26 protein-coding genes and 1 riboswitch are annotated in these 26,894 nt (G+C 72.0%); of the genes, 8 read left to right on the top strand and 18 right to left on the bottom strand.

Annotation, left to right across the window (positions count from 1 at the left end):
• Window positions 1-5: 5 nt before the first annotated feature.
• From VG296_RS26485 to VG296_RS26435, 11 genes are all read right to left on the bottom strand, one after another.
• Window positions 6-1,022 carry a sirohydrochlorin chelatase gene (locus tag VG296_RS26485; protein WP_325570329.1) on the bottom strand — a complete coding sequence of 339 codons (1,017 nt, stop codon included), beginning with the start codon at window positions 1,020-1,022 and terminating at the stop codon, window positions 6-8.
• Between the two features lie 73 nt (window positions 1,023-1,095).
• A complete protein-coding gene (locus VG296_RS26480; RefSeq protein WP_325570327.1) occupies window positions 1,096-1,710 on the bottom strand; it encodes a precorrin-8X methylmutase in 615 nt (204 codons plus the stop codon).
• Window positions 1,707-1,904, bottom strand: a complete 198-nt coding sequence (locus VG296_RS26475; RefSeq protein WP_325570325.1) for a 4Fe-4S dicluster domain-containing protein — start codon at window positions 1,902-1,904, stop codon at window positions 1,707-1,709. The genes VG296_RS26480 and VG296_RS26475 overlap by 4 nt, the downstream gene beginning before the upstream one ends.
• The gene (gene cobJ, locus VG296_RS26470; protein ID WP_325570324.1) at window positions 1,901-3,427 is read right to left on the bottom strand and encodes a precorrin-3B C(17)-methyltransferase; all 1,527 of its coding nucleotides are present in this window, start codon (window positions 3,425-3,427) and stop codon (window positions 1,901-1,903) included. The genes VG296_RS26475 and cobJ overlap by 4 nt, the downstream gene beginning before the upstream one ends.
• Window positions 3,424-4,671 carry a precorrin-6y C5,15-methyltransferase (decarboxylating) subunit CbiE gene (gene cbiE, locus VG296_RS26465; protein WP_325570322.1) on the bottom strand — a complete coding sequence of 416 codons (1,248 nt, stop codon included), beginning with the start codon at window positions 4,669-4,671 and terminating at the stop codon, window positions 3,424-3,426. Before cbiE ends, cobJ begins: the two co-directional genes overlap by 4 nt.
• Entirely contained in the window at window positions 4,664-5,872 is a 1,209-nt protein-coding gene (locus tag VG296_RS26460; protein WP_325570320.1) for a cobalt-precorrin-5B (C(1))-methyltransferase, read from the bottom strand. Before VG296_RS26460 ends, cbiE begins: the two co-directional genes overlap by 8 nt.
• A gap of 20 nt (window positions 5,873-5,892) precedes the next feature.
• A complete protein-coding gene (cobM, locus tag VG296_RS26455; protein ID WP_325570318.1) occupies window positions 5,893-6,690 on the bottom strand; it encodes a precorrin-4 C(11)-methyltransferase in 798 nt (265 codons plus the stop codon).
• Complete coding sequence (gene cobI, locus VG296_RS26450; protein WP_325570316.1) at window positions 6,687-7,415, bottom strand: precorrin-2 C(20)-methyltransferase; 729 nt, start codon at window positions 7,413-7,415, stop codon at window positions 6,687-6,689. Before cobI ends, cobM begins: the two co-directional genes overlap by 4 nt.
• Entirely contained in the window at window positions 7,412-8,800 is a 1,389-nt protein-coding gene (locus VG296_RS26445; protein ID WP_349259695.1) for a cobyrinate a,c-diamide synthase, read from the bottom strand. The genes cobI and VG296_RS26445 overlap by 4 nt, the downstream gene beginning before the upstream one ends.
• A complete protein-coding gene (gene cobO / locus VG296_RS26440) occupies window positions 8,794-9,414 on the bottom strand; it encodes a cob(I)yrinic acid a,c-diamide adenosyltransferase (RefSeq protein WP_325570312.1) in 621 nt (206 codons plus the stop codon). Before cobO ends, VG296_RS26445 begins: the two co-directional genes overlap by 7 nt.
• 3 nt (window positions 9,415-9,417) lie before the next feature.
• Window positions 9,418-11,712 carry a magnesium chelatase subunit D family protein gene (locus VG296_RS26435; RefSeq protein ID WP_414641139.1) on the bottom strand — a complete coding sequence of 765 codons (2,295 nt, stop codon included), beginning with the start codon at window positions 11,710-11,712 and terminating at the stop codon, window positions 9,418-9,420.
• A riboswitch (cobalamin riboswitch) is annotated at window positions 11,713-11,871 on the bottom strand.
• A gap of 108 nt (window positions 11,872-11,979) precedes the next feature.
• Between VG296_RS26435 and dhaK the strand changes: the two genes are divergently transcribed.
• Genes dhaK through VG296_RS26410 form a run of 5 tightly spaced genes read left to right on the top strand, consistent with a single transcriptional unit; the run spans window position 11,980 to window position 15,849 of the window.
• Window positions 11,980-12,975, top strand: a complete 996-nt coding sequence (gene dhaK, locus VG296_RS26430) for a dihydroxyacetone kinase subunit DhaK (protein ID WP_325570308.1) — start codon at window positions 11,980-11,982, stop codon at window positions 12,973-12,975.
• Window positions 12,976-13,031: 56 nt separating this feature from the next.
• On the top strand, window positions 13,032-13,649 hold the full coding sequence (gene dhaL, locus VG296_RS26425; protein ID WP_349259701.1) for a dihydroxyacetone kinase subunit DhaL: 618 nt from the start codon (window positions 13,032-13,034) through the stop codon (window positions 13,647-13,649).
• 1 nt (window position 13,650) lies between these two features.
• A complete protein-coding gene (gene dhaM / locus VG296_RS26420; RefSeq protein ID WP_349259694.1) occupies window positions 13,651-14,055 on the top strand; it encodes a dihydroxyacetone kinase phosphoryl donor subunit DhaM in 405 nt (134 codons plus the stop codon).
• A gap of 48 nt (window positions 14,056-14,103) precedes the next feature.
• A complete protein-coding gene (locus VG296_RS26415; RefSeq protein WP_325570303.1) occupies window positions 14,104-15,300 on the top strand; it encodes a cytochrome P450 in 1,197 nt (398 codons plus the stop codon).
• 9 nt (window positions 15,301-15,309) lie between these two features.
• The gene (locus VG296_RS26410; protein WP_325570301.1) at window positions 15,310-15,849 is read left to right on the top strand and encodes a DUF1697 domain-containing protein; all 540 of its coding nucleotides are present in this window, start codon (window positions 15,310-15,312) and stop codon (window positions 15,847-15,849) included.
• Window positions 15,850-15,865: 16 nt separating this feature from the next.
• Here VG296_RS26410 and cobN read toward each other — a convergent pair whose 3' ends face one another.
• Window positions 15,866-19,438 (bottom strand): cobaltochelatase subunit CobN, encoded by a 3,573-nt coding sequence (gene cobN / locus VG296_RS26405; protein WP_349259700.1) that lies wholly within the window; start codon window positions 19,436-19,438, stop codon window positions 15,866-15,868.
• Window positions 19,439-19,572: 134 nt separating this feature from the next.
• On the opposite strand from cobN, the gene VG296_RS26400 reads away from it, so the two are divergent.
• Entirely contained in the window at window positions 19,573-20,364 is a 792-nt protein-coding gene (locus VG296_RS26400) for a class I SAM-dependent methyltransferase (protein ID WP_325570297.1), read from the top strand.
• A gap of 141 nt (window positions 20,365-20,505) precedes the next feature.
• Entirely contained in the window at window positions 20,506-21,432 is a 927-nt protein-coding gene (locus tag VG296_RS26395) for a hypothetical protein (protein WP_325570295.1), read from the top strand.
• A gap of 18 nt (window positions 21,433-21,450) precedes the next feature.
• Here VG296_RS26395 and VG296_RS26390 read toward each other — a convergent pair whose 3' ends face one another.
• The 4 genes from VG296_RS26390 to VG296_RS26375 form a co-directional block, all read right to left on the bottom strand.
• On the bottom strand, window positions 21,451-22,221 hold the full coding sequence (locus tag VG296_RS26390; RefSeq protein ID WP_414641141.1) for a sulfite exporter TauE/SafE family protein: 771 nt from the start codon (window positions 22,219-22,221) through the stop codon (window positions 21,451-21,453).
• Window positions 22,222-22,286: 65 nt separating this feature from the next.
• Entirely contained in the window at window positions 22,287-23,333 is a 1,047-nt protein-coding gene (locus VG296_RS26385) for an SPFH domain-containing protein (RefSeq protein ID WP_325570291.1), read from the bottom strand.
• Window positions 23,334-23,403: 70 nt separating this feature from the next.
• Entirely contained in the window at window positions 23,404-23,829 is a 426-nt protein-coding gene (locus tag VG296_RS26380; RefSeq protein WP_325570289.1) for an NfeD family protein, read from the bottom strand.
• Between the two features lie 121 nt (window positions 23,830-23,950).
• Entirely contained in the window at window positions 23,951-24,733 is a 783-nt protein-coding gene (locus VG296_RS26375) for an ABC transporter ATP-binding protein (protein ID WP_325570287.1), read from the bottom strand.
• Window positions 24,734-24,780: 47 nt separating this feature from the next.
• Here VG296_RS26375 and serB point away from each other — a divergent pair, with 47 nt between their 5' ends.
• Entirely contained in the window at window positions 24,781-26,007 is a 1,227-nt protein-coding gene (gene serB / locus VG296_RS26370; RefSeq protein ID WP_325570285.1) for a phosphoserine phosphatase SerB, read from the top strand.
• A 33-nt stretch (window positions 26,008-26,040) separates the two neighbouring features.
• On the opposite strand, the gene VG296_RS26365 is transcribed toward serB, so the two are convergent.
• Window positions 26,041-26,232: a hypothetical protein gene (locus tag VG296_RS26365; RefSeq protein WP_325570283.1), complete on the bottom strand. Its 192-nt coding sequence runs from the start codon at window positions 26,230-26,232 to the stop codon at window positions 26,041-26,043.
• A 44-nt stretch (window positions 26,233-26,276) separates the two neighbouring features.
• Window positions 26,277-26,738: a MarR family winged helix-turn-helix transcriptional regulator gene (locus VG296_RS26360; RefSeq protein ID WP_325570281.1), complete on the bottom strand. Its 462-nt coding sequence runs from the start codon at window positions 26,736-26,738 to the stop codon at window positions 26,277-26,279.
• Between the last annotated feature and the right edge of the window lie 156 nt (window positions 26,739-26,894).

Below are 26,894 nucleotides of genomic sequence, written 5' to 3'. Positions count from 1 at the left end.
TCCGATCATCCCACGGGGGGCTGGGGCGGGCCGACCGGTCGGGAAAGCCGCGTTTCCGGGACGGAACGGACTTCCGGGCGTGCGGCGACGGTGTCGTGCCGGGGCGGGTGCGTGGGGGCGTGGTGATGACGGTGGTGATGGCCGTGCTGGTGCGCGGGGTCGTCCGGGTGATCGTGCGGACGCTGCTCCTGGCCGACGCGCTCCTCGAAGCCGGGCAGCGCGATGCGGTAGACGCAGGCGTCGCAGTTCATGCCGGCCGGTGCGCCGCCGCGGCCGTCGGCCTCGAGATAGCGTTCGATGACGAGGTCGGCGAGTTCGTCGCAGTCCCCGATGACGTCGGCCACGGCCACCGCCGTCTCGGCCCTGTCGAGCCACGCGTCGACCTGCGTGTGGATGCGGGTCGGCAGGACGCCGGGGAAGAGGAAGAACGGGAGCACGAGCACGCGTCGGGCGCCGAGCGTGCGCAGCCGGTCCAGCCCCTCGGGCACGGAGGGCTCGGCGAGGGACACGAACGCCGCCTCGACCTGACGGATGCCCAGGTCGCGCGTCGTCTCCCAGAGCAGCCGCGCGGCCCGGTAGAGGTCCGCGTTGGCGTCGGGGTCGGTGGTGCCGCGGCCGACGAGCAGCACGGAGTCGGCCTGGAACTCGCGCGCGTGGGTCGCCAGGCGCCGCCGCAGCAGGTCGAGGATCACCGGGTGCGGGCCGAGCGGCCGGGCGTACTCGGTCCGGACTCCGGGGTGCCGGTCGCGTTCGCGGGCCAGCGCCGCCGGGATGTCGCCCTTCGCGTGTCCGGCGGCGAGCAGGATCAGCGGTACGGCCGTCAGATTCCGGTGGCCCGCCTCGACGAGACCGGCGACCGCCTCCTTGAGCGGCGGCGGGGAGAGTTCGATGAAGCCGCCGGCCACCGCGTCGGCCGCGCCGCGCTCGACGGCCCGCGCCTCGACCCGGCGTACGAACTTCCGGAACTCGTCGGCGCCCTCGTTGTCCCGAGTGCCGTGCCCGACGATCAGCAGAGCGCTCATGCCCCCACCTCGCTGGCGCTCGGCGAGCGCATTCGCGAAAGCCCTGTGTTCAATGGTTCGCTCGCAAGCTCGCTCACGCTTCCCCCTCCCAGTACAGCAGTGCGTTGAGCGCCGCCGCGGCGACCGCCGATCCGCCCTTGCCGGAGATGTTGCTGACGGCGGGCAGTCCGCTCTCCCGCAGCGCCTGCTTGGACTCGACCGCGCCGACGAAACCGACCGGCAGGCCGAGGACGAGCAGCGGTTTGTACGCGTCCGCGTGCCCGATCAATTCGAACAGCGCGGTCGGCGCGCACCCGATGACATAGACGGCGCCGGGCCCCGCTTCCTCGGCCGCGAGCCGGAGGGCCGCCGCCGAACGCGTGATACCCGCATCCTTGGCGAGGTCAACCGAACGTGGATCGGTGATGTGGCAGAGCGTCCGACGCCGCGTGATCCCGGCCGCGACCATCGCCACGTCCGCGACCACCGGCGCGTCCGCGCGCAGCGCCTCCACCGCACGTCCGAGCACGGATTCCGCGGGCAGCACCAGGTCTTCGGCGTATTCGAGGTCGGCGCTGGCGTGCACGACGCGCTCCAGCAGGGCCCGGGCCAGCGGCGGGCGCGCCGCGTCGTCCGGGTGGCGGGCGGCGAGTCGGCCGCGCAGGATCGCGTAGGACTCCTGCTCGATCGGGTGAATTGCTCTGCTCACTGTGCGGCTTTCATTTCAATGACGTCGACCGGGCAGACCTCCTGGCACTGACCGCACCCGGTGCACTTCGCGGCCAGCACGAGCAGTCGACCGCCGTCCGGCCGGATCGCGTGCTCGGGACAGGTCAGCAGACAGGCTCCGCAGCCCTGGCACGCGCCGATCTCGGCGATGAGGCGGGACGCCGCGCGGGTCATCGGCCGGCCCACGAGTAGCCCCGCGGAGTGACGAAGCGTCCGGCGACGACGCGCGACTGCGAACAGCCGACGATCAGGGTGGTGTACATGTCGATGACGGCCGGGTCGAATTCGGCGAGCGTGGTCAGGCCATGCGATTCGTCGGGCCGTCCGGCGTTGCGCACCCAGCCGATCGGCGTGGTCGCGGGCCGGTGCTCGGCGAGAATCGCGAGGGCCTTGGGCAGCTGCCAGTCGCGCTTCGCCGAGCGCGGGTTGTAGAAGCTGACGACGAAGTCGCCCTCGGCCGCCGCGCGCACCCGCCGTTCGATCGCGGGCCACGGGGTGTGCAGATCGGACAGCGAGATCGAGCAGTGGTCGTGGCCGAGCGGCGCGCCGAGCACGTTCGAGGCCGCCGTCGCCGCGGTGATCCCGGGGACGCAGACCACGTCGATCTCGGCGGTCTCGGCGTGGTCGAGCGCCGGGGAGGCCATCGCGTACACGCCCGCGTCGCCGGAGCCGATCAGCGCCACGCGATGCCCGGCCCGCGCGAGGTCCACGGCGCCGCGGGCCCGCTGCTCCTCGGCGCCGAGGCCGGTGGCCTCGATGCGGACGTCGGGCGCAAGGACATCGCGGACCTGATCGACGTATTGGTCGAGGCCGACGACGATCTCGGCGTCGCGCAGCTCGGCGAGGGCGCGCGGCGCGGTCAGATCCCGGGCGCCGGGTCCGAGGCCGATCACCGCCAGCCTTCCCCGTACCTGGTCAGCGTGCTCGGCCACGGCGGCGGTCGCCATCGGATACTCCCTCGCGGATTTCTTCTTGGGTACCAGCAGGCGGCCCGGCGCGCGGCCGGGCCCGGCGTGGCGCGCGGCGGCTTCGGCCACGGACGGGGTTCCGGCCGCCGCGCGGACGATCTCGGACGGGTTCGGCACCTCGACCTCGGCGAGCGCCGTCGCCGGATGGCAGCGCAGCGGCCAGCCGCGCAGCTTCGCGGCCTCGACGATGCCGGGCTCGTCGGCCTTGAGGTCGGCGGTGGCGAGCGCGGACACGTCGGCGGCGGACAGATCGGCGTCCGCCAGCGCGGCGTCGACCGTCTCCAGCACTTCCTCGGCGCCGACGCCGCGCGACGCCCCGACACCGACCACGATTCGTCTGCCGGGCAACGGTGGCAGCGGCCTGATGCCGTCGGCGTCCCGGGCGTTGCTGATCACCGGCTCGCCGCCGATCGCCGCGGCGACCCGACGCGCCAGATCGTTCGCGCCGTAGTGCCCGCCGAGCAGCGCGACCGCGAAGCGCCGTCCCTCGTCGACGCAGACGACCGGAGCGTCCGTGGTCTTGTGGCCCAGCGACGGCGCCAGAATCCGCACCGTCGCACCCGCCGCCAGGAACGCCACGACCGCATCGCAGTCCCGGAACGCCGCGCGCAGTGAATCCGCGACCGTGTCCCGTTCGACGACCTCGACCTCGTCCGGCCACAGAGCCTTGAGGTACGCCGCCGCCTCGCGACCGGAGTCGGTCGCGGCGATGCAGCCGATGCGGGTCACAACAACTCACCCCACACGACGAACACCGGGTTCTGCGCCGCGAGGCGGTGCGAGCCGTCCGGGAGCGGGGCGAAGCGCGAGGCCTGCTGGAGGATCCCGTCGGCCTTGTAGCCGTGGCTGGCGAGATGCGGCAGCACGGTACTTGCGCGCTCCAGTGACGCGAAGGTGGCGACGAGGCGCGGCGGACGGCGGTCGAGAACCGTACGCAGCACGTCCATTCCGCCGCCGCCGATGAACACCGCGTCGGGGTCCGGCAGACGGGCGGCGTGGTCGCCCGCGTCGCCCGCACATATATATAGTCCTGTCCCACTGTGCTTAGCCGCGTTACGCCTGATGCGTTCACAGGACTCTGAGTCTCGTTCGACGGCGAGCACCGCGGCGCCGCGGCGGGCGCACTCGATCCCGACCGAGCCGGAGCCCGCGCCGAGGTCCCAGATCAGGTGGCCGAACTTGGGCCCGAGCAGCGAGACGACCAGGGTGCGGGTCTCCAGCTTGGTGATCTGGCCGTCGCGGTGCTCGAACGCCTCGTCGGGCAGCGGCACCGACGGATCCTCGCTCGCGGTCACGCCGCCGGCCCGCGCCCCGGCCAGCCAGCCGGCCGACTCGCGCGCCGGGATCGGGGCGAGGAAGAGCACGACGTTCGGGTCCTCCGCCTTGGTCTGCGCGGCCTCGGCGAGGTTGTAGGACCGCACGCACTCCTCGTCCGTGCCGAGCCGCTCGGCGATCCACACCACCCGATCGTCCGCCCTGAGCCCCGCCGCGAGCAGCGCCTTCGCCAGGTCGCGCGGCATGGCGCGGGGTCCGGTGAGCACGGCCACCTTCGGGTGCGCGAGGCAGGCGTTGACCGCGCGTCGCAAAGTCCTGCTGGTACTGGAGTTCCCGGCGTGCGCCGAGACCACCGCGGCGTCGTCCCAGTCCAGGCGGACGGCGGAGAACGCGGCGGCGACCGAGGAGATCGCCGGGATGACGCGGGCGACCTCGAGGCCGCCGGCGCGCAACCGCCGCACGATGCCGAAGAAGCCCGGATCGCCCGACGCGACGACCACCGCGTTCCCGTCGTGCCGGCCGATCGCGCCCAGCGCCGGCTCCAGCGCCCCGATCTGGATCGTGCGCGCGCCCTCGGGTATCGGAACCGCCGCGAGGTGCCGCGCCCCGCCGACGACCAGCGTCGCCGACGCGAGTTCCGCGAGCGCGTCCGCCCCCAGCTCCGCGCCCGAGTATCCGATGACCGTCAGTTCACCCATGCCGTGCCCCACCCTCTGCCCATTGCGCACTCGAGCCGACCAACACCGTTCCGGTGAAGTCGACCAGCGCCACCCGGGCCCGTAGGGCGCCGGCGCACTCCACCTGCGCGAAGCGCTCCAGCACTCGCGCGACCTGCTCGCAGAGCGCGTTCGCGCACGCCGGCAGGGCACCGGCAGTATCCCAGAGTTCGAATACGTGCCGTGCGGTATTAGCTAACCGTACGTCAGCGGCCAATGACGGGTTTTCCGGAAACGCGCGTGTCGTCAGGTCGGCGAGCACGTCGGTGTCCACGGCGGAGCGGGTGTAGTGCGTCATCAGGACGCCGGCGGCGAGCTTGGTGAGCTTGCCGATCATGCCGACGAACACGACCTCGCGCACGCCGTGTTCGACGCAGCGCCGCAGCGCGGCCCCGGTGAAGTCGCCCACTTCGACGAAGCTGACCTCGGGAAGGTGCGGCAGCAGGGCCATCGCGCCCTTCTCGGTCCGTCCTCCCGTGCACAGCACGAGCGTCGCGTCGCCACGCCGGTTCTCCTCGGCGGCCTGCGCCGCGAGCACGCTGACGGCCTGCTCCACGGACGCGCGCCACGCGGCGGTCGAGAACGGCCGCACGATCCCGGTCGTGCCCAGGATCGAGATGCCGCCGATGATCCCGAGCCGCCGATTGGTCGTCTTGCGCGCCATCAGCTCGCCCTCGGGCACCGAGATGACGACGCGTACGCCGCGTGCCTCGAGGTCCACCGCCTCGCCGACCGCGCGGGCGATCATCGCGCGCGGCACGGGGTTGATCGCGGGCCCGCCGACCTCGAGGCCGAGCCCCGGCTTCGTCACCACGCCGACGCCGACGCCGCCGTCGAGCTCGATCCCCGGGTCCTCGCGCCACGAGACGGTCGCCGTCAGGCGCGCGCCGTGCGTGACGTCGGGGTCGTCGCCCGCGTCCTTGACCACGACGGCCTCGGCGCGTCCCGGCGGGGAGACGACCTCGCAGCGGTCGACGGCGAAGCGCACCCGCTCCGCCCAGCTCCCGTCCTTGCCGGGCAGCGCGATCTCGACCTCCTGCTGCGGATCCCCGGTCGCCAGCGCCAGGGCGGCCGCCTTCGCCGCCGCCGACGCGCAGGACCCGGTGGTCCAGCCCGCGCGCAGCGCCTTGCCCGCGCGCTGCTTCATCGTGCGCGGCAGGTCGGGCTCGCGGAAGTCGCTCATGGGTAGGAACCTACTGCCGGTTACTGAGCGGCACGCAACGCGCGGCGCGCCGCGGGGTCCGCGCGGCGGTGCTCATGGAAGTGGCCGGGGTGGTAGAGGTGCGAGCGGGTGCCGGAGGAGCCGAGCGCCGGGCCGATCAGGAACAGCGTGTGCTTCCACAGCTTCCGCGCCTTGACGGTATCGGCCATCGTGCCGACCGTGCAGTGCACGATCTCCTCATCCGGCCAGGTCGCGCGCGACGCGACGATCACCGGCGTGTCCGTGTCGTAGCCCCCGGCGAGCAGTTCGGCGGCGAGCTGTCCGCAGCGCGCGGCGGACAGGAAGACGGCCATCGTGGTGCCGTGCTCGGCGAAGGCGCGGATCGACTCCTTCGGCGGCATCGGCGTCTTGCCGCCTTCGAGCCGGGTGAGGATCACGGACTGGGCGACCTCGGGCACCGTCAGCTCCCGCTGAGCCAGCGCGGCGACGGCCGAGAACGCCGAGACGCCGGGGATGACTTCGGTCTCCAGGCCCAGTTCCTTCGCCCGCTCCAGCTGCTCCTGGATCGCGCCCCACAGTGCCGGGTCGCCGGAGTGCACCCGCGCGACGCGCAGACCGTCCCGCGCGGCCTGCTCGTAGTACGGCAGCACGCCCTCGATCGGCAGCGCCGCCGAGTCGACGACGACGGCGTCCGGCCGGGCGTGCTCCAGGATTTCGGCCTGCACGAGGCTGGACGCCCAGATGACGATGTCGGCGTCGGCGATCGCGCGCGCGCCGCGCAGGGTGATCAGGTCGGCCGCGCCGGGTCCCGCGCCGATGAAGGTGACCTTGCCGTTCACAGCTTTTCTCCTCGCCCGCCGCGCGCCGGCGGCACGATCAGGGTCGTGAAATACGGCGCACGTCCGCCGTCTCGGCTCTTCAGCGCCCCGATGTTCTCCGTCTCCAGCCCGAGATCCGTCCCCAGAACCGCCGCGTCGGCACGGCCCGCCGCGTCGACGGCCGCCGTCAGCTCGTCGAGGAAGCGGCCGCCCTTGTACACCACGACGGTCCCGTTCCCGCTCAGGGCACGTGCTACCTCGTCGAGACCGGCCGTCGCGGGTACGAGCGTCAACGGCTCACGCCCCTCGGCCAGCCGCAGGTCGGCACGCGCCGCGAGATCCTGCATCGCGGTGACGCCGGGCACTGTGGTCACCTGGACTTCCGCATCGAGAGCGGCCACCGTCTGCGCGAGATAGCCGAAGGTGGAGTACACGTTGGGATCCCCGAGCGTCACGAACCCGACACTACGCGCACCCGCTTCGAACGCCTCGACCACCGCACGCGCCGCCTCGTCCCACGCCGCCGCGCGCTCGGCCGTCACCCCGCCCTGATCGTCCAGCGCGAACACCAGCCGCCGCGCCCGAATCCCCGTCGCCGCATGCACGATCTGCTCGGCACGCGACTCACGGTCGAGCGAGGTCGTCGGCGCGAACACGACATCCGCCTCGCGCAGCAGACGCACCGCCTTGAGCGTGAGCAGTTCCGGATCGCCCGGCCCGACGCCGATTCCAATCAGAGTCCTCATGTCGCTCCCTTCGCCGCCGCAGTGACGACTCTGAGCGGCAGTTCCGGCGCTCCCGCCCAGTGAAGGTGCAGGTAGGAGGCGTGCAGCCGGGCCGAGGCGTAACCCTCGGCGACCTTCGCGCCGTCGTGCGCACGCCACATCCACGCGGGCTCGTCCGATGCGGCGGGAACCAGCTTCGTGCGATGGAACTCGTGCCCGTTCACCCGGGTCCCGGTGCCGCAGAGCACTGAGTCCGTCGCCGCCACCGCTTCGCGGTAGCCGAGCGTCAGCCGCTCGGACATCACGGCGTCGGCCGCGATGAGGTCGCACATCCGCTCGCCGTTGAGGGATTTCGCGAGATACAGCAAGCCCGCGCACTCGGCCGCGATCACGCCGCCGGACTGCGCAAAGCCCTGCACGTCATGCATCAACGAGAGGTTCTGCGCCAGTTCCGACGCGTACACCTCGGGGAACCCGCCGCCGATGACCAGGGCCGACGCCCGCTCGGGAAGCTTCGCGTCGCGCAGCGGATCAAAGGTCACGACCTCCGCGCCCGCTGCCTGCAGCAGTTCGGCGTGCTCCGCGTAGGAGAACGTGAACGCCGCTCCCCCGGCCACGGCCACGACCGGCCGTCCGCTCGCCGGCCCGCCGCATTCCGCGATCGCGTCCTCCGGCGACCACGCGGGCCCGTCGGCAGCCGGCGCGCTGCCCGCGATCCGCTCGATCCGATCCAGATCAAGGTTCTCCGCGATCAGGTCCGCCAGTGCGTCCACCGTGGCCAACGCCTCCGGCGCACGTTCGGCGACCGGCACGAGGCCCAGATGGCGCGACGGCGTGGCCACCGCGTCGGACCGGTGCAGGGTACCCAGCAGGGGCACGCCGATCTCGTCGAGCGCCGCCGCCAGGATCTCGCGGTGCCGGTCCGAGCCGACCCGGTTGAGCACGACCCCTGCGATGCGGACCCGGCGGTCGAAGCCGCGGAAGCCGTCGACGAGCGCCGCGACCGACCGGCCCTGCGCCGTGGCGTCCACGACCAGGATGACAGGCGCGCCGATGAGCGTCGCGACCTGCGCGGTCGAGGCGAACTCGCCGCGTCCGACCGCGCCGTCGTACAGGCCCATCACGCCCTCGACGACCGCGATGTCCGCGCCCGCCGCGCCGTGCGCGAAAACGCCGACCGTGCGCGATTCGCCGACCAGGAACGGATCCAGGTTGCGGCCAGGGCGTCCGGCCGCCAGCGCGTGGTAGCCCGGGTCGATGTAGTCCGGCCCGACCTTGAACGGCGCCACCCGCCGACCGCGCCGCGCGAACGCCGCGATCAGCCCCGTGGCCACGGTCGTCTTGCCGTGACCGGAGGCGGGCGCGGCGATCACCACGCGCGGCGTGTCAATGGACGTACTCACCATTCGATGCCCCGCTGGCCCTTGCGGCCCGCGTCCATCGGGTGCTTGACCTTGGTCATCTCGGTGACCAGGTCGGCGTATTCGACGAGCGCGGGCGCCGCGTCCCGCCCCGTGATGACGACGTGCTGCGTCCCCGGCCGATCCTTGAGGGTGGCGACGACGTCGTCCACGTCCACCCACCCCCACTTCATCGGATAGGTGAACTCGTCGAGCAGATAGAGCTTGTACGTCTCCCCGGCAAGATCGCGCTTGATCTGCTCCCAGCCGGCCCGCGCGTTCTCCGCCTGCAGGTCCGGGTCCGTGTGCAGGTCGCGCTGGATCCAGCTCCAGCCCTCGCCCATCTTGTGCCAGGCGACCGGTCCGCCCTGGCCGGTCTGCTCGTGCAGCGCGCCGAGCGTCTTGAAGACCGGCTCCTCGCCGATCTTCCACTTGGCCGACTTCACGAACTGGAACACCCCGATCGGCCAACCCGCGTTCCACGCGCGCAGCGCGAGCCCGAACGCGGCCGTGGTCTTGCCCTTGCCGTGGCCGGTGTGCACGACGGTCAGCGGGAGCGTGCGGCGCTGCTTGGTGGTGAGCCCGTCCTCGGGGACGTGTTCGGGCTTGCCCTGTGGCATGACTCAGGCCGCCTTTCGCATCGAGCCCGCATCGGACGACGTCGCTCGTCGCACCGTGCGGTCCAGCGCCTCGGCCGACAGCGCCCCCATCGGCACGTGCTCCCCGCCCAAGTGACCGGCCATCTCTGCCGCGAGCCCCAGCCGCACCGGCCCGGATTCGCAGTCCACGACGATGCTCGTGATGCCGGATGCCCCGAGGAACGCGGCCGCACGCCGGGCCTCGGCGAGCGCGTTCGATCCGCCGGTCGCCCGTCCGTCCGTGACCAGCACCAGCAGTGCGCGACGCCGCGGATCACGCAGCCGCTCCCGCCGCACGACGTCGTACGCGGTCAGCAGCCCCGCCGCGAGCGGCGTCCGCCCCCCGGTCGGCAGCGCGGCGAGCCGCGACGCCGCCGCCTCGACCGACCCCGTGGGCGACAGCGCGACCTGCGCACCCGAGCCCCGGAACGTGACCAGTCCGACCTTGTCACGGCGCTGATACGCGTCGAGCAGCAGCGAGAGCACCGCGCCCTTCACGGCCGTCATCCGCGCCCGAGCGGCCATCGAGCCGGACGCGTCCACCGCGAACAGCACCAGGTTCCCCTCGCGATCCCGCCGCACCGCGGTGCGCAGGTCGGCGGCCTGAAAGTGCACCGCCCGCACCCCGCCCGAGCCCGCGGCCCGCCGCTCGACTTGGTACGCCGCCGCGGCCCGCAGTCCGTCTTCGTGCGGCCCCGCGGCCCGCAGTCCGGCTTCGTGCGACGCCGCGGCCCGACGCTCGGCCTGGTGCGGCGCCGCAGCCCGCAGCGTCGCCGGAAGATGAATCACCTGCCCGTACGCCGCACCCGACGCAGGCTGCTGCGACCCGACCGTCCGCCCCCGCCCGTTCGACCGCCCCGCCGACCGCCGCCCCGGCACCCCTTCGCCGACACCGGGCACCGAGAACAGCCGCGTCCGATACGTCTCCCCCGCCCCGACAGCAGACTGCTCAGCCCCGGCGTTCTGCTTCCCAGGCGCGCCGCCCTCGTCAGAGCTCCGCCCGCTTCCGTCCCGCTCGGCCTGACTTTCCTCTCGCGGAGCGTCGGGCCTGTTATCCAGTCCAGACTCACCCGAGTTCCCGCCATCCGACGATTTTCCACCGCCGTCGCCGCCGTCGCCACGGTCGCCGCCGTCGCCACGGTCGCCAGCGCCACCGTCGCCGTCATCGTCCGGACCGCGGTCCTCAGGTCCACCGCCGTCGGGCCCGTTATCTTCGGGTCCGCCCTCCGGGTCCTCCGCGGCGCGCTCCAACTGCTCCTGGTCCAGGCCCGGCGCGTCGAACGGGTTGCGCCGGCGCCGATGCGGCAACGCCAGCCGCGCCGCGTCGCGCACCTCCTGGTCGGTGACCGCCGACAGCCCGCGCCAGGCCGCCAGCGCGATCGCCGCGCGCGCCGTGACCAGGTCCGCGCGCATGCCGTCCACCTCGAACGCCGCGCAGATCCGGGCGATCCGCTCCAGCTCCGCGTCCGGCAGCACGACCTTCGGCAGCGCCTCGCGCGCGGCCGCGATCCGGCGCCCGACCTCCGCGTCCGCCTCGGCCCACTGCGCGCAGAAACCCTCCGGGGCCGCCTCGTACGCCAGCCGACGCCGCACGACCTCTGCTCGCTGCCGCGGCTCCCGGCTGGCAGCCACGTCCACCGTCAGACCGAAGCGGTCCAGCAGCTGCGGACGAAGCTCGCCCTCCTCCGGGTTCATCGTGCCGACCAGCAGGAACCGCGCCGCGTGCCGCACCGATACGCCGTCGCGCTCGATGTGCGCCTCGCCCATCGCGGCCGCGTCCAGCAGCACGTCGACCAGGTGGTCGGGCAGCAGGTTGACCTCGTCCACGTACAGCAGCCCGCGATGCGCCGCCGCCAGCAATCCGGGCTGGAACGCCGCCTCGCCACGTCCCAAGGCGCGCTCCAAGTCGAGCGCGCCGGTCAGCCGGTCCTCGGACGCGCCGATCGGCAGCTCGACCAGCCGCGCCGCACGCGTCGTCCCGTCGGCCGCGCCCCCGGCGTGCGGCCCATCGGGACACGCGGGGTCCGGCGCAGCGGGATCGCAGGAGAAACGGCAGTCGGGCACGGCGTCGACCGCGGGCAGCACCGCCGCGAGCGCACGCACCATCGTCGACTTCGCGGTGCCCTTCTCACCGCGCACCAGCACCCCGCCGACAGCCGGGTGCACCGCGTTGAGAATCAGCGCCAAGCGCAGGTCGTCCTGGCCGAGCACGGCCGAAAAGGGGAAACGCACACTGCGCCTTTCTTCTCTCCGGGAGCCCACGCCCGTTCGAGCAAGCATTGAGGAACCTGTGCCGGGCGCAGTTCCTGACTCACGCACGTCGCCGACGGACCCGGACGGGCTACGTCGATCGACGGACGTTGACAGTGGCGGGACCGTTCCGGACTCACACCGGATTCCTGCGCTACCGACGGGTAGAGCATAGCCGCAGCCTCGGTCCGCCCCAACCGGCCCGCACGACGCACACGGCGACGCGCCCGATTTCGCACCCGACCGCGCGCCCGCGCCGCCTACCGCTCATGGAACGCGTGCAGCAGAATGTCCAGCATGAAGAAGCTGATCAACTCGCCGGAGTCGGTGGTGTCGGACGCGCTCGCGGGCCTGGCCGCCGCGCATCCCGCGCTCACGGTGGACGTGGAGCGCCGGTTCGTACGCCGCGCGGCGGGCACGGCGGGCAAGGTCGCTCTGGTCTCCGGCGGCGGATCAGGGCACGAACCCCTGCACGCCGGGTTCGTCGGCCCCGGCATGCTGGACGCGGCCTGCGCGGGCGAGGTCTTCACCTCCCCGGTGCCCGACCAGATGCTGGCCGCGGCGCAGGCCGTGGACGCCGGCGCCGGCATCCTGTTCCTGGTCAAGAACTACACGGGCGACGTGCTCAACTTCCAGATGGCCGCCGAACTGCTCGAGGACGAGGGCATCGAGTCGCGCTCGGTGCTGATCAACGACGACGTGGCCGTGGAGGACTCGCTCTACACGGCCGGCCGGCGCGGCACCGGCGCGACGCTGTTCGCCGAGAAGATCGCCGGCGCGCTGGCCGAGCGCGGGGCGGACCTCCCCGCGGTCGCCGCCGTGGCCGAGCGGGTCAACGCGAGCAGCCGGTCCTTCGGCATCGCGCTCGGCCCGTGCACCACGCCCGCGGCCGGGCGGCCGGGTTTCGAGCTGGGCGAGAACGAGATCGAGTTGGGCATCGGCATCCACGGCGAGCCGGGCCGCCGCCGCGCGCCGATGGCTCCGGCTTCCGAACTGGCCGAGGCCGCGGTGGACGCCATCTGCACCGACCTCGACTTCGCCACGGATGGCGACGTCATCGCGCTGGTCAACGGGATGGGCGCGAGCCCGCTGATCGAGCTGTACGTGGTCTACAACGAGGTGCACAACGCGCTGAAGTCGCGCGGCATCAGCATCGTGCGAAACCTCGTAGGCAACTACGTGACCAGCCTGGACATGCCCGGCTTCTCGGTGACGCTGTGCCGCGCCGACGCCGACCTGCTCGAACTGTGGGATGCGCCGGTCCAGACCCCGGCGCTACGGTGGGGTGCGTGAGCGATTCCGAGGCGCACGTCGCCGGTGATGAGGCCGGTCTTGACGTCGGTTTCTTCATGGCCTGGATCGACCGGGCCGCGGAGGCGGTGGCGGCCGAGAAGGACCGGCTGACTCGGCTCGACTCGGCGATCGGGGACAGCGATCACGGAACGAATCTGCACCGCGGGTTCACGGCCGCGCGCGCCGCGCTTCAGGCGAAGCCGCCGCAGTACCCCGGCGCGGCGCTCGTGCAGGTGGGCATGACTTTGATCTCATCGGTGGGCGGCGCCTCCGGACCGCTGTACGGCACCGTGTTCCGGCGCACCGGCAAGGCGCTCGGCGAAGCCGAGAAGGTGAGCGCGCGGGATTTGGCGGGCGCGCTCGCGGACGGGCTCGCGGGGGTCCGGAAGCTCGGCGGCGCGAGCGTCGGCGACAAGACCATGGTGGACGTGTTCACCCCGGCCATCGACGTGTTCACGGCGCGCCTCGCTGACGATGCGTCGACAGCGGACGCACTCGAAGCGGCGGCGGACGCGGCCGACGCGGCGGCGCTCGCGACGATCCCGCTGCGGGCGCGCAAGGGCCGCGCGAGCTATCTCGGTGAGCGCAGCGAAGGACACGAAGATCCGGGTGCTGCCTCCGCCGCGCTGCTCTGGCGTGCGCTGGCGGACACCGCCCCAGGCGGCGCCCGCTAGGATGGCAGACGTGAAACTGGTCGGCGTCGTCCTCGTCTCGCACAGCCCGAAGCTCGCGGAAGGGCTGGCGGAGCTCGTGCGTGAACTCGGCGGCGACCAAGTCCCGGTGATCGCCGCGGGCGGTATGGACGACGGCAGCCTCGGCACGAGCTACGGCCGCATCGAGCGGGCCGTCAACGAGGCGGACCAGGGCGCCGGCGTGCTGCTGCTCGGCGACCTGGGCAGCGCCCTGCTGACCGTCAAGACCCTGCTGGACGAGGGCGTGGGCCGAGAGGCGCACGCCGTGCTCGCCGACGCCCCCTTCGTCGAGGGCGCGGTCGCCGCGGTCGTCACCGCGTCCGCGGGCGGAGACCTCGATGCCGTGCGCGCGGCGGCCGAGGAAGCCCGGCAGTTCCGCAAGCTGTAGCAGCCACCGCGGCATTCCGGCGCCGCGCCGGATCAGTAGCCTTGCGTCGTGACCATCAAGGACGCCGACATAGCCCGTGCCCTGACTCCCGTGCTGACCGGCAGCCGCGGGCAGGCGGCCCGACGCTTGCTGGACGAGCCGGACGGCGTCCACCGCGCCACGCTGCACGACGGAACGCACGTCTGGGTCGTCAGCCGGCACGAGGATGTCAAGACTCTGCTGGCGGATCCGGTCCTCGCGCTGAGCAAGCGACGCTCGCGCGGCGGCTACCAGGGCTTCGGTCTGCCCCCGGCGCTCGACGCGAACCTGCTGAACCTCGACGGGGAGGACCACGCCCGGCTGCGGCGCCTGGTCGCCGCCGCGTTCACCGCCCGCCGCGTCGAGGGGCTGCGCGAGAACATCCAGGACACCAGCCACGCGCTGATCGACGCGCTGCCCGGCGGCCGTGCGGACCTGATCGCCGCCTACGCCGCGCCGCTGCCGATCGCGGTCATCTGCGACCTGCTCGGTGTGCCCGGCGATCAGGGCGCGGTGCTGCGTGAGTGCACCCAGATGCTGTTCGCGCCGGGCACGTTCGGTCCGAGCGAGCCGGCCGAGTCCATGGGCCGGATCGTCGCCCTGCTGGCCGCGCTCATCGCCGACAAGCGCGAGCGGCCCGCCGACGACCTGCTCTCCGCGATGATCGCCGCCCGCGACGGGCAGGACCGGCTGTCCGAGGACGAGCTGCTCTCGCTGGCGTTCCTGATCCTCTTCGCGGGCTACGAGAACTCCGTCCACCTGGTCTCGGCTGCCGTGGCGCGGCTGCTCGCCCGTCCCGACGAAGCCGCGGCGCTGCGCGCGGAGCCGAACCCGCACACCGACCCGATGCGCCGTGCCGTCGAGGAGTTCCTGCGCAGCGACCAGCCGGTGACCACGGCGATCCGGCGGTTCCCCATTCGCGACGTGCGCGTCGGCGACACGGTGATCCCGGCCGGGGACACGGTCCTGCTCGCCGTCGACGCGGCGAACCGGGACGCCGACCGCTCGGAGGGCCATCTCTCGTTCGGCCACGGCGCGCACTACTGTCTCGGCGCGCCGCTCGCCCGCCTCGAGGCGCGCATCGCCGTCTGGACACTGCTCGACCGTGTCCACGATCTCGCCCTCGCGGTGCCCTACACGGATCTGACGTGGAAGAACGATCACCGGCAACGCGCCCTGACCGAACTGCCGGTCACCTACACCGCCGTTGTCGGCGGGCGCGGCTAGTATCCAGACATGGGTAGGCAGATCGCGCTGCTGCGCGCCGTCAACGTGGGCAAACGCAAGGTCCCGATGGCGAGGCTGCGCGAGCTCATGGCGGCCGCGGGGTTCCAGGACGTGGCGACGTACCTGCAGTCCGGGAACGTCCTGCTGGCCGACGGCGGCCTGGGCCCCGCAGAGAACGGCGCGCGCCTGGAGAAGCTGCTGCTCGACGAGTTCGGGTTCGTCGTCGAGTGCGTGATGCGCACGACCGACCAGCTCGACGCGATCATCGCCGCCAATCCGCTGCCGAAGCGGGTCGCGGATGCGAAGCGGTACGTGGTGACCTTCTTCGGCCAGGCGCCCGACCCGGAACTCGTGGCCGCGCTGAGGCCCGAGGACTTCGCGCCGGACGAGTTCCGGTTCATCGGCGACGAGCTCTACGCCTGGAGCCCGAACGGCGTGCACACCAGCAAGTTCACGCAGCCGTTCCTGACCAGGAAGCTCAAGGTCCGGGTGGCGACGGGCCGCAACTGGGACACCGTGCTCAAGCTGCGTGAACTCGCCGGAGACTAACCCGACAGACCGCCGACTACTCCCCTTCGAGGTCGCCCTCCAGCTCCAGGTACACCTGGCGCAGGCGGTCGATGGTCTCGGTGTCCGGTTCGGCCCAGAGCTTGCGGTCGGCGGCTTCGAGCAGGCGCTCGGCGATGCCGCGGAGGGCCCAGGGGTTGGACTTGCGCATGAATTCGGCGTTGGTCTCGTCGAATACGTAGGCGGCGGCGAGGCGCTCGTACATCCAGTCGTCGACGACGCCGGCGGTCGCGTCGTAGCCGAAGAGGTAGTCGACGGTCGCGGCCTGCTCGAAGGCGCCCTTGTAGCCGTGCCGCTGCATGGCGGCGATCCACTTGGGGTTCACCACGCGGGAGCGGAAGACGCGGTGGGTCTCCTCAGCCAATGTACGGGTCTTGACGGTGTCGGGGACGGCGCTGTCGCCCACATAGGCGGCCGGGGAGCTGCCCGTCAGAGCCCGGACATAGGCGATCATGCCGCCGTGGTACTGGAAGTAGTCGTCCGAGTCCACGATGTCGTGCTCGCGGGTGTCCTGGTTCTTGGCCGCGGCCTCGATGCGGCGGAACGCGGCGTCCATGTCGGTGCGGGCCTCGCGGCCGTCCAGGCCCCGGCCGTACGCGTAGCCGCCCCAGACCGCGAAGACCTCCGCGAGATCCGCGTCGGAGTCCCAGTTGCGGGCGTCGATCAGCGGCAGCAGGCCCGCTCCGTACGCGCCGGGCTTCGAACCGAAGATGCGGGTCGTGGCGCGACGGCGGTCACCGTGGCCGCTCTCGTCGGTCCGCGTGTGCGCGCGGACGTAGTTGAGCTCGTCGGGCTCGTCGAGTTCCGCGACGGCCTGGATCGCGTCGTCCACCAGCGAGATCACGTGCGGGAAGGCGTCGCGGAAGAAGCCTGAGATACGAACCGTGACGTCGATGCGGGGCCGGGCCAGTTCGTCCAGCGGCACGATCTCGAAGCCGGTCACCCGGCGGGATGCCGCGTCCCACGTCGGGCGCACGCCGAGCAGGGCCAGGATCTCCGCGAGGTCGTCGCCCTGGGTGCGCATCGCACTCGTGCCCCAGACTGTGATGCCCACCGAGCGCGGGTACTCGCCGGTGTCCGCCTTATGCCTGGTGAGCAGCGATTCGGCGAGGGAGCGGCCGACGTCCCAGGCCGTGCGCGACGGGATCGCCTTGGGGTCCACGGAGTAGAAGTTCCGGCCGGTCGGCAGCACGCCGACCAGACCGCGGGTCGGCGAGCCGGACGGCCCGGCCGGGACGTAGCCGCCGTTCAGGGCCAGCAGCACGTTGTCGATCTCGTCCGTGGTGCGGCGCAGACGGGGCACGACCTCGGTCGCGGCGAACTCCAGCACGCGCAGGACTTCGGGGCTCGGAACTCCGGCGAGGGCGGACGGATTCCAGTCGGCGGCGGCCAGCTGCTCGACGAGATCGCGAGCGGACTGTTCGAGGGCGTCGACGTGGTCGGGGTCGGTCTCTGCGTCCTCGGGGAGGCCTTGGGCGACCGCGAGCGCACGCCGCAGGCCGGGCAAGGCTCCGTGCACGCCGCCGAAGACCTGCTTGGCCCGGACGATCGCGAGCACGTCGTTGACCAGCTCGGCTCCCTCCGGCGCGCGGCCGAGGATGTGCAGGCCGTCGCGGATCTGCACGTCCTTGATCTCGCACAGGTAGCCGTCGATGTGCAGGACGAAGTCGTCGAAGTCCTGCTCGCCGGGCATCGCCTCCTGGTGCAGGTCGCGGTGCAGTTCGGCGGAGGTGACGAGTTCCCAGATCTGCGCGCGCAGGGTCGGGACCTTCGTCGGGTCGAGCGCCTGGACCGTGGCGTACTCGTCGAGCAGCTGCTCCAGCTTCGCGAGCTCGCCGTACGCGTCGGCGCGGGCCATCGGCGGGATCATGTGGTCGATGACGGTCGCGTGCGCGCGCCGCTTGGCCTGCGTGCCCTCGCCGGGGTCGTTGACGATGAACGGGTAGATCAGCGGGATCTCGCCGAGCACGGCGTCGGGGGCGCAGGACGCTGACATGCCGAGGCCCTTGCCGGGCAGCCATTCCAGCGTGCCGTGCTTGCCGAGGTGCAGCAGCGCGTCCGCCCCGAACGAGTTCGAGAGCCAGCGGTACGCGGCGAGGTAGTGGTGGCTCGGCGGCAGGTCGGGGTCGTGGTAGATGGCGATCGGGTTCTCACCGAAGCCGCGCGGCGGCTGGATCATCAGCACGACGTTGCCGAAGGTGAGGCTCGCGAGCACGATCTCTTCGCCGTCCACGTACAGCTGTCCGGGCGCCTCGCCCCAGTGCTCGCGGATCCTCTCGCGAAGCTCGTCGGGCAACGCGGCGAACCAGGCCTCGTAGTCACGCAGCGGAACCCGCGCGCTGGCCGTCGCCAACTGCTCCTCGGTGAGCCATTCGACGTCGTGGCCCCCTGCCGCGATCAACGAGTGGATCAGCAGGTCGCCGTCTTCGGGGAAGTCGCCGACCCGGTAGTCGGCCTCGCGCAGCGCGCGCAGCAAGCGCACCGCGGACGCGGGCGTGTCGAGTCCGACCGCGTTGCCGATGCGCGCGTGCTTCGTCGGGTAGCTGGAGAGCAGGATGCCGATCTTCTTGTCCGCGTTGGCCTTCCGGGACAGCGCGGCATGCCGCACCGCGATCCCGGCGACGCGCGCCGCGCGCTCGGGGTCCGCGCGGTAGACGGGGATGCCGGTCTCATCCGGCTCCTTGAACGAGAACGGGACCGAGATCAGCCGTCCGTCGAACTCGGGGATCGCGACCTGCATCGCGGCGTCCATCGGGGACAGCGCGGCATTGGAGTCCGCCCAGGTCGCGCGCGAGGTCGTCGTCGCGATGCCCTGGATCACCGGGATGCCCAGCTCACGCAGCACGCCGACGTCCCACGCATCCTCGTCCCCACCCGCACTGGCGTCCGCGGCGATCGCGCCGCCGCCCGCGAGAACCGTGGCGACGAGCGCGCCGCAGCCTCGCAGCAGCCTGATGAGGCCGTCGTCGCCCGCTGATCTGAGCGAGCGCAGCGAGGAGCAGTAGATCGGACGCGCGTTCGCCCCGGCGCGCTCGACGGCGTCGCAGAGCTCATCGATGAACGCCGTGTTCCCGGACAACTCGTGCGCACGGTAATAGACGACGCCGACGGTCGGCCTATCCGGATCCTCGTTCCGGCCGGGGCGAATGCCGAACTCGGGCGCCTCGACGACCGGCTCGGCCTCAGCGCTCTGATCCGCGCGCACCGCTTCCAGGTAGCGCGCCAGCCGCCCGAGGTTCTCCGGACCGCCCGCGATCAGGAAGCGCGAGGCGTGCGCCACGACGTGCACCGGCACGGATGACAGGGCCATGAGATCCGCGTCCGGCACCGCCTCGCCGCCCAGCGCGACGGTCGGCACTCCCGCACGGGCCAGCGCCGCGAGCCCGGCCTCCCAGACCCGGGCGCCGCCGAGCAGCCGGACGACCGCCACGTCCACCCCGTCGAGCAGCGCGGGCAGCTCGGCCTCGGTCAGCCGCGCCGGGTTGCCGACCCGGTAGCCTCGGTAGCCTCCTCCGGCCGAGGCCGCGCGGGCGGCCAGCAGGTCGGTGTCCGCGGTGGAGACCAGCAGAATCGTCACGTGGGTTACCCGGTCTTTCCTTGATCAGGCGGTGCTGCGTACGCCCCCGAAGTCTACGCACGCACCCGGCCTTTATCGGATCGTCACCCTTCGGCCGCACGGCATCCACCCGCCAATACGTTCAAAACATGATCGGTGGTGCTAGGTTCGACGTCGTGGCCATCCACCACGCCGCCGAGACCGGCTACGAACTCGCCGCGGCGGACTACGAGCGCGTCCGGCCCTCGTATCCGACCCGCGCCCTCGCCGTGCTCGCCGACGCGCTGGATCTCAAGGCCGGGCAACGCGTCGCCGACCTGGGCGCCGGAACCGGGAAGTTCACCCGCTTACTCGCGCTGACCGGCGCGAAGGTCGTGGCGGTGGAGCCGGTGCCGGCGATGCGCGAGCGGCTGACCGAGATCCTGCCACAGGTCCACTGCGTGGCCGGAATCGCCGAGGCGACCGGACTGCCGGACGCCTCGGTGGACGCCGTGGTGGCGGCCCAGGCCTGGCACTGGTTCGACGGCCCGGCCGCGCTGACCGAGATCGAGCGGGTGACGGGGCCCGCCGGCCGGCTCGGCCTGGTCTGGAACACCCTGGACGCGACCGTGCCGTGGGTGGCCGCGTACTCTCGGATCTACTCGGCCTGGCGCACCGACGAGGTGCCGGTGCACACGGACGGCGCCTGGCGCGCGGCCTTCGAGGGACGCCGCGGCTGGAAGGCGCTGAACTCGGCGCACGTGGCCAATCCGTACGTCACCGACCGCGAGGGCGTGCTCGGCCAGGCGCTCACCTCCAGCCGGATCAGCACCCTGAGCGACGAGGCGCGCGAGGAGATCCGGCGCGAACTGCTCGCGGTGCTCGACCGCTATCCCGACACCCGGGGCGAGCGCATCGAGATCCCTTATGTCACGGACATTTACTGGACGGCAAAGCGCTGACCAAGCGGGGCAACGGGCGCATAACGACTTTTCCAAGCAGGGGGCGGCGGCGCTAGGATTTGCGCTCGTCGAAGTCGTCCGGTGACGGCACTATCCACTGGACTGAAAACCACTGAGAATCGAACGGGGTTGGGGACGACTATGTCGTATCAGGATCCGAATCAGGGTTCCTTCGGGGCGCCACCGCAGGGCCAGCAGCCGTGGGGGCAGCAGAGCCAGAGCCAGCCGCAGGGCACGTGGGGGCAGCAGCAGCCCGGTGCTCCGGAGCAGGGCTCCGGGCAGAGCTGGGGCGCTCCGCAGGGGCAGATACCGCAGCAGCCGAGCTACCCGAACGCACCGGGCTACGGCCAGCCGGGCCAGCCGCAGGACTACGCGCAGCAGCAGTACGGGCAGCCGGGCTACATGCCGCAGAGCGACTTCGGCTCGGGCGGCTACGGCCCGGGATATCCGATGCAGGGCCGGCAGAACAGCAAGCTCGCCACCTGGGCGCTGTGGCTGGGCATCCTCGGCGGCTGGGGCATCATCAACCTGGTCATCTCGATCCTCGCGATCAACGAGACCGGACCGGGCAAGAAGCTGGGCCGCAACAAGGCGATCACCGGCCTGGTGCTCACGTTCGTGTGGCCGGTGCTGTTCCTCGGCATCTTCCTCGCGGTCTCGAACCACGCCGATAACACCACCACCAGCCTCACCAATCCGAACACCGTCGCCACCGCGACGGCGACCACGGGTGACTCCACCGCGACGACGCAGGCGAGCTCGACGAGCGGTGCCAGTGGTCTGACGGCGACCGGCGCGAGCAACGACGCGGGCTGCCAGGCGGCGCAGACCGCGTACAACACGTACCAGAGCACCATCTCGGCGAACAGCTCGAACGCCATCACCGCCACCGAGACGCTGGGCAACGCGTTCGTCTCGGCGGCCGGGCAGAGCAACGTCGCGGGCAGCCAGCTCAAGACGGTCGGCAACGACTTCCTCTCGCTGGCGAACGGCAACACGCCCTCGTCGATGGTGAGCGACATGGAGGCGCTGGACTCGGCCTGCGGGATGACCTTCACCGCCGGCTGATCCGTCGGCCGACGGGGATCAGACCAGCAGCTTGACGATCGCCGCGATACCGACGCACACGATGACCGCACGCAGGGCCGCGGGCGGAAGCCTGCGGCCCACGTGCGCGCCGATCTGCCCGCCGAGCAGCGAACCGAGCGCGATCAGGCCCGCGGCGGTCCACGAGACGTGGCTGAGCGCGATGAACAGCACGGCCGCGATGCCGTTGACCAGCCCGGCCAGGATGTTCTTGACGGCGTTGATCCGCTGCAGCGAGTCGGTGAAGGCGATGCCCAGCATGCCGAGCAGCAGCACGCCCTGCGCCGCGCCGAAGTAGCCGCCGTAGACCCCGGTGCCGAACACGCCGAACCACAGCAGCGGACCACCCGCCTCGCGCTCCGCCGTCCCCCGCTCCTCGCGCCGTTTCGCGGCCCACTTGCCGACCCTCGGCTGGATGACCACCAGCACCAGGGCGAGGCCGATCAGCACCGGCACGATGTCGTTGAAGGCGGAGCCCGGCAGGTTCAGCAGCAGGATCGCGCCGACCGTGCCGCCGAGCAGCGAGCAGACGCTGAGGGTCAGGACCCTGCGACGTTGCCCGGTGAGCTCGGCCCGGTAGCCGTACGCGCCGGAGAACGAGCCGGGGACCAGGCCGATCGTGTTGGAGACGTTGGCCAGCACCGGCGAATAGCCGAAGGCGAGCAGCGTCGGGAAGGTCAGCAAGGTGCCGGAACCGACGACGGTGTTCATGATCCCGGCGGCGATCCCGGCTCCGAAGATCGCCGCGTACTCGGCGAGGTCATGGGCCACGGTCACCCGGCCGAGTCTACTGACCCGACCGGGATGCGCCCCCTACCTCCCGCTGTGATTGATCTCTACTCGTCCCGCTTGAACAGCACGTCGGCCGGGTTGCGCCGGACGGCGGGACGGTCGGCCGGATTGCCGGAGCGGGCCGGGGGCAGGGCCGCGGCCTCGTCGCCGTCCTCGACCTCCGGCTGCGCGGGCTGCTGCGGCAGCGCGGTGCCGCCGCCGTCCAGGCCCGGCATATTGGCCTTGGTGAACGCGCTGCCGATCCCCTCGACCGCCTTGCCCAGCTCGCTCGGCACGATCCAGACCTTGTTGGCCGAGCCGTCCGCGATCTTCGGCAGCATCTGCAGGTACTGGTAGCTGAGCAGCTTCTGGTCGGCGTCGCCGTCGTGGATCGCCTTGAAGGTCTTGGAGATCGCGCTCGCCTCGCCGTCCGCACGCAGCGCCGCGGCCTTCGCCTCGCCCTCGGCCTTGAGGATCATCGACTGGCGCTCGCCCTCGGCGCGCAGGATCTCGGCCTGCTTGACGCCCTCGGCCGACAGGATCGTCGCGCGCCGCTCGCGCTCGGCCCTGACCTGCTTCTCCATCGCCTCGGTGATGTCCCGGTTCGGCTGGATGGTGCGCAGCTCCACGCGGCTGACCCGGATGCCCCAGCGGCCGGTCTCGCTGTCGAGCACGTCGCGCAGCTGCCGGTTGACCTCGTCGCGGCTGGTGAGCGTCGCCTCGAGGTCCATGCCGCCGATGATGTTGCGCAGCGTCGTGGACACCAGGTACTCGATGGCCTGCACGAAGTTCTGGATCTCGTAGGTGGCCCGGCGCGGGTCGATCACCTGGAAGTAGACCACCCAGTCGATGTAGACCAGCAGGTTGTCCTCGGTGATCACCTCCTGCGGCGGGAAGGGCATGACCTGCTCGCGCAGGTCCACCGTGGCGCGCACCCGGTCGGCACCGGGCACCAGGAAGCGCAGACCCGGCTCCAGGGTCCGCTTGTACCGGCCGAAACGCTCGATCACCGCGGCCGTGGCCTGCGGAACGACCCGGATCGACCGGTAGACGTAGAAGATCACCGCCAGCACGACGACGACCACGAACACGACCAGACCGAGGGTGCCCATCAGCTCCTCGCCCCTCCCCACTCGTTACATCGGGTCCCGCCGCGGAAAATGAACGCGGATACGAGCACGATTACACCACCATCGCCGTGGCCCCGTCGATCGCCGCGACGTGCACGGCTTCTCCGGGTTCGAAGATCTTCTCCGGGTCCAGCGCCCGGGCGCTCCAGATCTGGCCCTCCAGCCGTATCTGGCCGCGGTGCTCGTCCACCCGCGTGGTGACCAGCGCCTGCGATCCGACCAGGGCCGCGGCCCCGGTGCGCAGCCCGGGCCCGGACTGCCGGCGCCGCGCGACCGGCCGCGTGAAGGCGATCAGCCCGAGGGTGACGAGCACGAAGGCGGCCAGCTGCCCGTACCACGGCGCGCCGAGGGCCGCGAGGACGGCGGCCACCGCGGCGCCGCCGAAGGGCATCAGGAACACGAGCGCGTTCGTCGCCAACTCACCGAGCAGCAAGAGGACGGCCGCCAGAAGCCACCATTCCCACCCGTGCAAGGCCATGCCGCCATGGTAGCCGCTGGTTGACGCGCCGTCAGCAATCTTGAGGCAAGACGGCCGGATCCGCCGCACGTGGGCCCGCGGATCCGACCGTATCAGGACCGGAAATCAAACTGTGGATGCGTCAGAGGCCGCGCGCGTAGTAGCGGCCCTCGTAGGTCTGCACCTGCAGCGGGATGCCGTAGCAGGCGCTGAGGTTCTCCGAGGTGAGGGTGAGCTCGGTGGGGCCGGAGGCGACGACCGCGCCCTGACGCAGCAGCAGCGCGTGCGTGAAGCCGGGCGGGATCTCCTCGACGTGGTGGGTGACCAGCACGGTGACCGGGGAGGCGGGGTCGGCGGCGTGGTTGGCCAGCCGGCGCACCAGGTCCTCGCGGCCGCCGAGGTCGAGGCCGGAGGCCGGCTCGTCGAGCAGCAGCAGCTCCGGGTCGGTCATCAGGGCCCTGGCGACCAGCGCCCGCTTGCGCTCGCCGCTGGACAGGGTGCCGTAGGTGCGGTCGCCGAAGCCCTCCATGCCCCACCAGGCCAGCAGGTCGTCGGCGCGGCCGGTGTCCGCCGCCTCGTAGGTCTCCCGCCAGCGGGCGAGCTTGCCGTAGGCGGCGCTCAGCACGACGTCGCGCACCTGCTCCCGGCCGGGCAGCCGGGCGTCCACGGCGGCCGAGGTCAGGCCGATCCGGGTGCGCAGTTCGAAGACGTCCACCTTGCCGAGCGTGCCGCCCAGGACGGCGGCGGTCCCCGCTGTCGGATGCATCTGCGCGGCGACGATCTGCAGCAGGGTCGTCTTGCCGGCGCCGTTCGGCCCGAGCACCACCCAGCGTTCACCGTCGGCGATGCGCCAATCGATTCCGGCGAGCAGCTTCTTGCCGTCCCGCACCACCGACACGTCGACCAGATCCAGCACGTCCGTCATGTGACCAAACTTATCGGGTCCGGGGCCTCGGACGGTACCTTGGCACCGTGGAACAGAAGGTGACGCCGCCGGGTCGCACGCTGCGCGTACTGGTTTTCGGTGCTGATCGTCCGGGAGTGACCGCGGCGTTGTTCGGAGTGATCGAACGGCACGCGGACGGGCCCGGCGGACTGGTGGTCGCGGACGTCGAGCAGATCGTGCTGCGCGGACGGCTGGTGCTCGGCGTGCTGCTGACCGCGCCGGCCGACTGGGACGAGACCGAGTTGCGCCTCGAACTGCACCGCTGGGGCGTCGACTGGAAGCTGGACGTCGAGGTCAAGGCGGGGGTCGGGGACAATCAGCCGCGCCGGGCCGGACGCAGCCGCGTCACCGTGTTGGGCCATCCGCTGACCCCGGCGGCGTTGGGCCGAATGGCGGAAGAGGTCGCGGGCGCGGGCGGCAACATCGACCGCATCATCCGGCTGGCCAAGTATCCGGTCACCGCGATCGAGCTGGACGTGTCGGGCATCGACCCGTTGGAGCTGCGCAGGCTGCTGGCCCCGGCCGCGGCGGCCTGCGGGGCCGACGTGGCCGTGCAGCGCGCGGGCCTGGCGCGCCGGGCGAAGCACCTGATCGTGATGGACGTGGACTCGACGCTGATCCAGGACGAGGTGATCGAGCTCCTCGCCGCGCACGCCGGCTGCCTGGAGGAGGTCGCCTCCGTCACCGAGCAGGCGATGCGCGGGGAGTTGGACTTCGCCGCGTCGCTCAAGGCGCGGGTCGCGCTGCTCGAGGGCCTTTCCGACGAGGTGTTCGCCAAGGTCCGCGCGGAGGTGCGCTACACGCCCGGCGCGCGCACGCTGGTGCGCACCCTGCAGCGGCTCGGCTTCCAGGTGGGCATCGTGTCCGGCGGATTCACGCAGATCACCGACCTGCTCGCGGCTGATCTGGAGCTGGACTACGCGGCGGCGAACACCCTCGAGGTGGTGGACGGCAGGCTGACCGGCCGCGTCGTCGGCCCGATCGTCGACCGGGCCGGCAAGGCGGCCGCGCTGTACGGCTTCGCCGAGGCCGCGGGGGTCCCGCTGTCCGAGACGGTGGCCATCGGCGACGGCGCGAACGACCTCGACATGCTGGCCGCGGCCGGCCTCGGCGTGGCGTTCAACGCGAAGCCGGTCGTGCGCGCCCAGGCGGACACGGCGGTCAACGTCCCGTTCCTGGACACGATCCTGTTCCTGCTCGGCATCCCGGGCGACGAGATCGCGGAACTGACCGGGGACTCGGAGCTCTCCTAGCCGCGCCCGGCGGCCGCTCGGCGGCGAGCGGCCTCAGCCGTTGTGCGAGGCCCAGATCGCGACGAAGACGAGGACGCCGAAGATCGCGAGCATGCCGAGGCTGACGTAGAGCGCCTGCCGGTGGCCGGCCGAGCGGGTGGTCTCGCGCCAGGCGCGCGGCGGCCACTCCTGCTCGACGGCGTCCGACGGGGTCTCGGGAGTCTGGTCCTGGTCCTGCACGTCCATGCGGGCCATGGTGCCACCCGTCCCCCGGTCGGCTGCGCCCGGGGTCACATCTCCTGTTCGGCGAGGTGCTCGAGCACCGGCAGCGCGGCCCGCAGCGCCGCGTACTCGGCGGGGGCGAGGCGGGAGACGCCCTCGGCCAGGGCTGCGTTGCGCTCGGTGCGCAGGCCCTCGAGGAACTCGCGGCCGAGGTCGGTGATGCTCAGCAGGAAGGAGCGGCCGTCCTGGGGGTCGCCGACGCGGTTGAGCAGTCCGGTCTCGACCAGGCCGGAGACGGTGCGGGTCATCGAGGGGGCGGCGACGCGTTCGCGGTTGGCGAGTTCGCCGAGCCGGATCGGGCCGACCTTCTCCACCGCGACGAGCGCGGAGGTCTGGGAGAACGTCAGATTGCCGGAGGTGCGCTGGACCATCCGGCGGTGCAGGCGGCCGATGGCCACCCGGAGCCGGGCGATCTCCTGCGGATCGGCGGCGTTGGGATCCCCGGGGGCGGACTCGGTATCGGCGTTCACGGCACCAGGTTAACCGCAGGGGGCTGCAAAGCGTCCGCTAGACGAGCCTCAAGACCCTTACCAGACGGTCGCGGACGGCAGTCGCCCATCCACTGTTGGTTAGCCGGATCTCACGCCGAGTCAAGCTTGTGGCAACTTCGAGACGAATCGGTGACA

The organism is Actinospica sp., assembly GCF_035552695.1.
Lineage (GTDB): Bacteria > Actinomycetota > Actinomycetes > Streptomycetales > Catenulisporaceae > Actinospica.
The sequence above is the reverse complement of the archived record's forward strand: the minus strand, read 5'-3'. Positions and strand labels throughout refer to the sequence as shown.

Bases quoted from the DNA above. Each gene is read 5' to 3' on its own strand.
- VG296_RS26485 (WP_325570329.1), bottom strand. From the start codon at position 1,022: ATGAGCGCTCTGCTGATCGTCGGGCACGGCACTCGGGACAACGAGGGC.
- VG296_RS26475 (WP_325570325.1), bottom strand. From the start codon at position 1,904: ATGACCCGCGCGGCGTCCCGCCTCATCGCCGAGATCGGCGCGTGCCAG.
- cbiE (WP_325570322.1), bottom strand. From the start codon at position 4,671: ATGGGTGAACTGACGGTCATCGGATACTCGGGCGCGGAGCTGGGGGCG.
- VG296_RS26460 (WP_325570320.1), bottom strand. From the start codon at position 5,872: ATGAGCGACTTCCGCGAGCCCGACCTGCCGCGCACGATGAAGCAGCGC.
- cobI (WP_325570316.1), bottom strand. From the start codon at position 7,415: ATGAGGACTCTGATTGGAATCGGCGTCGGGCCGGGCGATCCGGAACTG.
- VG296_RS26445 (WP_349259695.1), bottom strand. From the start codon at position 8,800: ATGGTGAGTACGTCCATTGACACGCCGCGCGTGGTGATCGCCGCGCCC.
- cobO (WP_325570312.1), bottom strand. From the start codon at position 9,414: ATGCCACAGGGCAAGCCCGAACACGTCCCCGAGGACGGGCTCACCACC.
- VG296_RS26435 (WP_414641139.1), bottom strand. From the start codon at position 11,712: ATGCTTGCTCGAACGGGCGTGGGCTCCCGGAGAGAAGAAAGGCGCAGT.
- dhaK (WP_325570308.1), top strand. From the start codon at position 11,980: ATGAAGAAGCTGATCAACTCGCCGGAGTCGGTGGTGTCGGACGCGCTC.
- dhaL (WP_349259701.1), top strand. From the start codon at position 13,032: ATGGCCTGGATCGACCGGGCCGCGGAGGCGGTGGCGGCCGAGAAGGAC.
- dhaM (WP_349259694.1), top strand. From the start codon at position 13,651: ATGGCAGACGTGAAACTGGTCGGCGTCGTCCTCGTCTCGCACAGCCCG.
- VG296_RS26410 (WP_325570301.1), top strand. From the start codon at position 15,310: ATGGGTAGGCAGATCGCGCTGCTGCGCGCCGTCAACGTGGGCAAACGC.
- VG296_RS26400 (WP_325570297.1), top strand. From the start codon at position 19,573: ATGATCGGTGGTGCTAGGTTCGACGTCGTGGCCATCCACCACGCCGCC.
- VG296_RS26395 (WP_325570295.1), top strand. From the start codon at position 20,506: ATGTCGTATCAGGATCCGAATCAGGGTTCCTTCGGGGCGCCACCGCAG.
- VG296_RS26385 (WP_325570291.1), bottom strand. From the start codon at position 23,333: ATGGGCACCCTCGGTCTGGTCGTGTTCGTGGTCGTCGTCGTGCTGGCG.
- VG296_RS26380 (WP_325570289.1), bottom strand. From the start codon at position 23,829: ATGGCCTTGCACGGGTGGGAATGGTGGCTTCTGGCGGCCGTCCTCTTG.
- VG296_RS26375 (WP_325570287.1), bottom strand. From the start codon at position 24,733: ATGACGGACGTGCTGGATCTGGTCGACGTGTCGGTGGTGCGGGACGGC.
- VG296_RS26365 (WP_325570283.1), bottom strand. From the start codon at position 26,232: ATGGACGTGCAGGACCAGGACCAGACTCCCGAGACCCCGTCGGACGCC.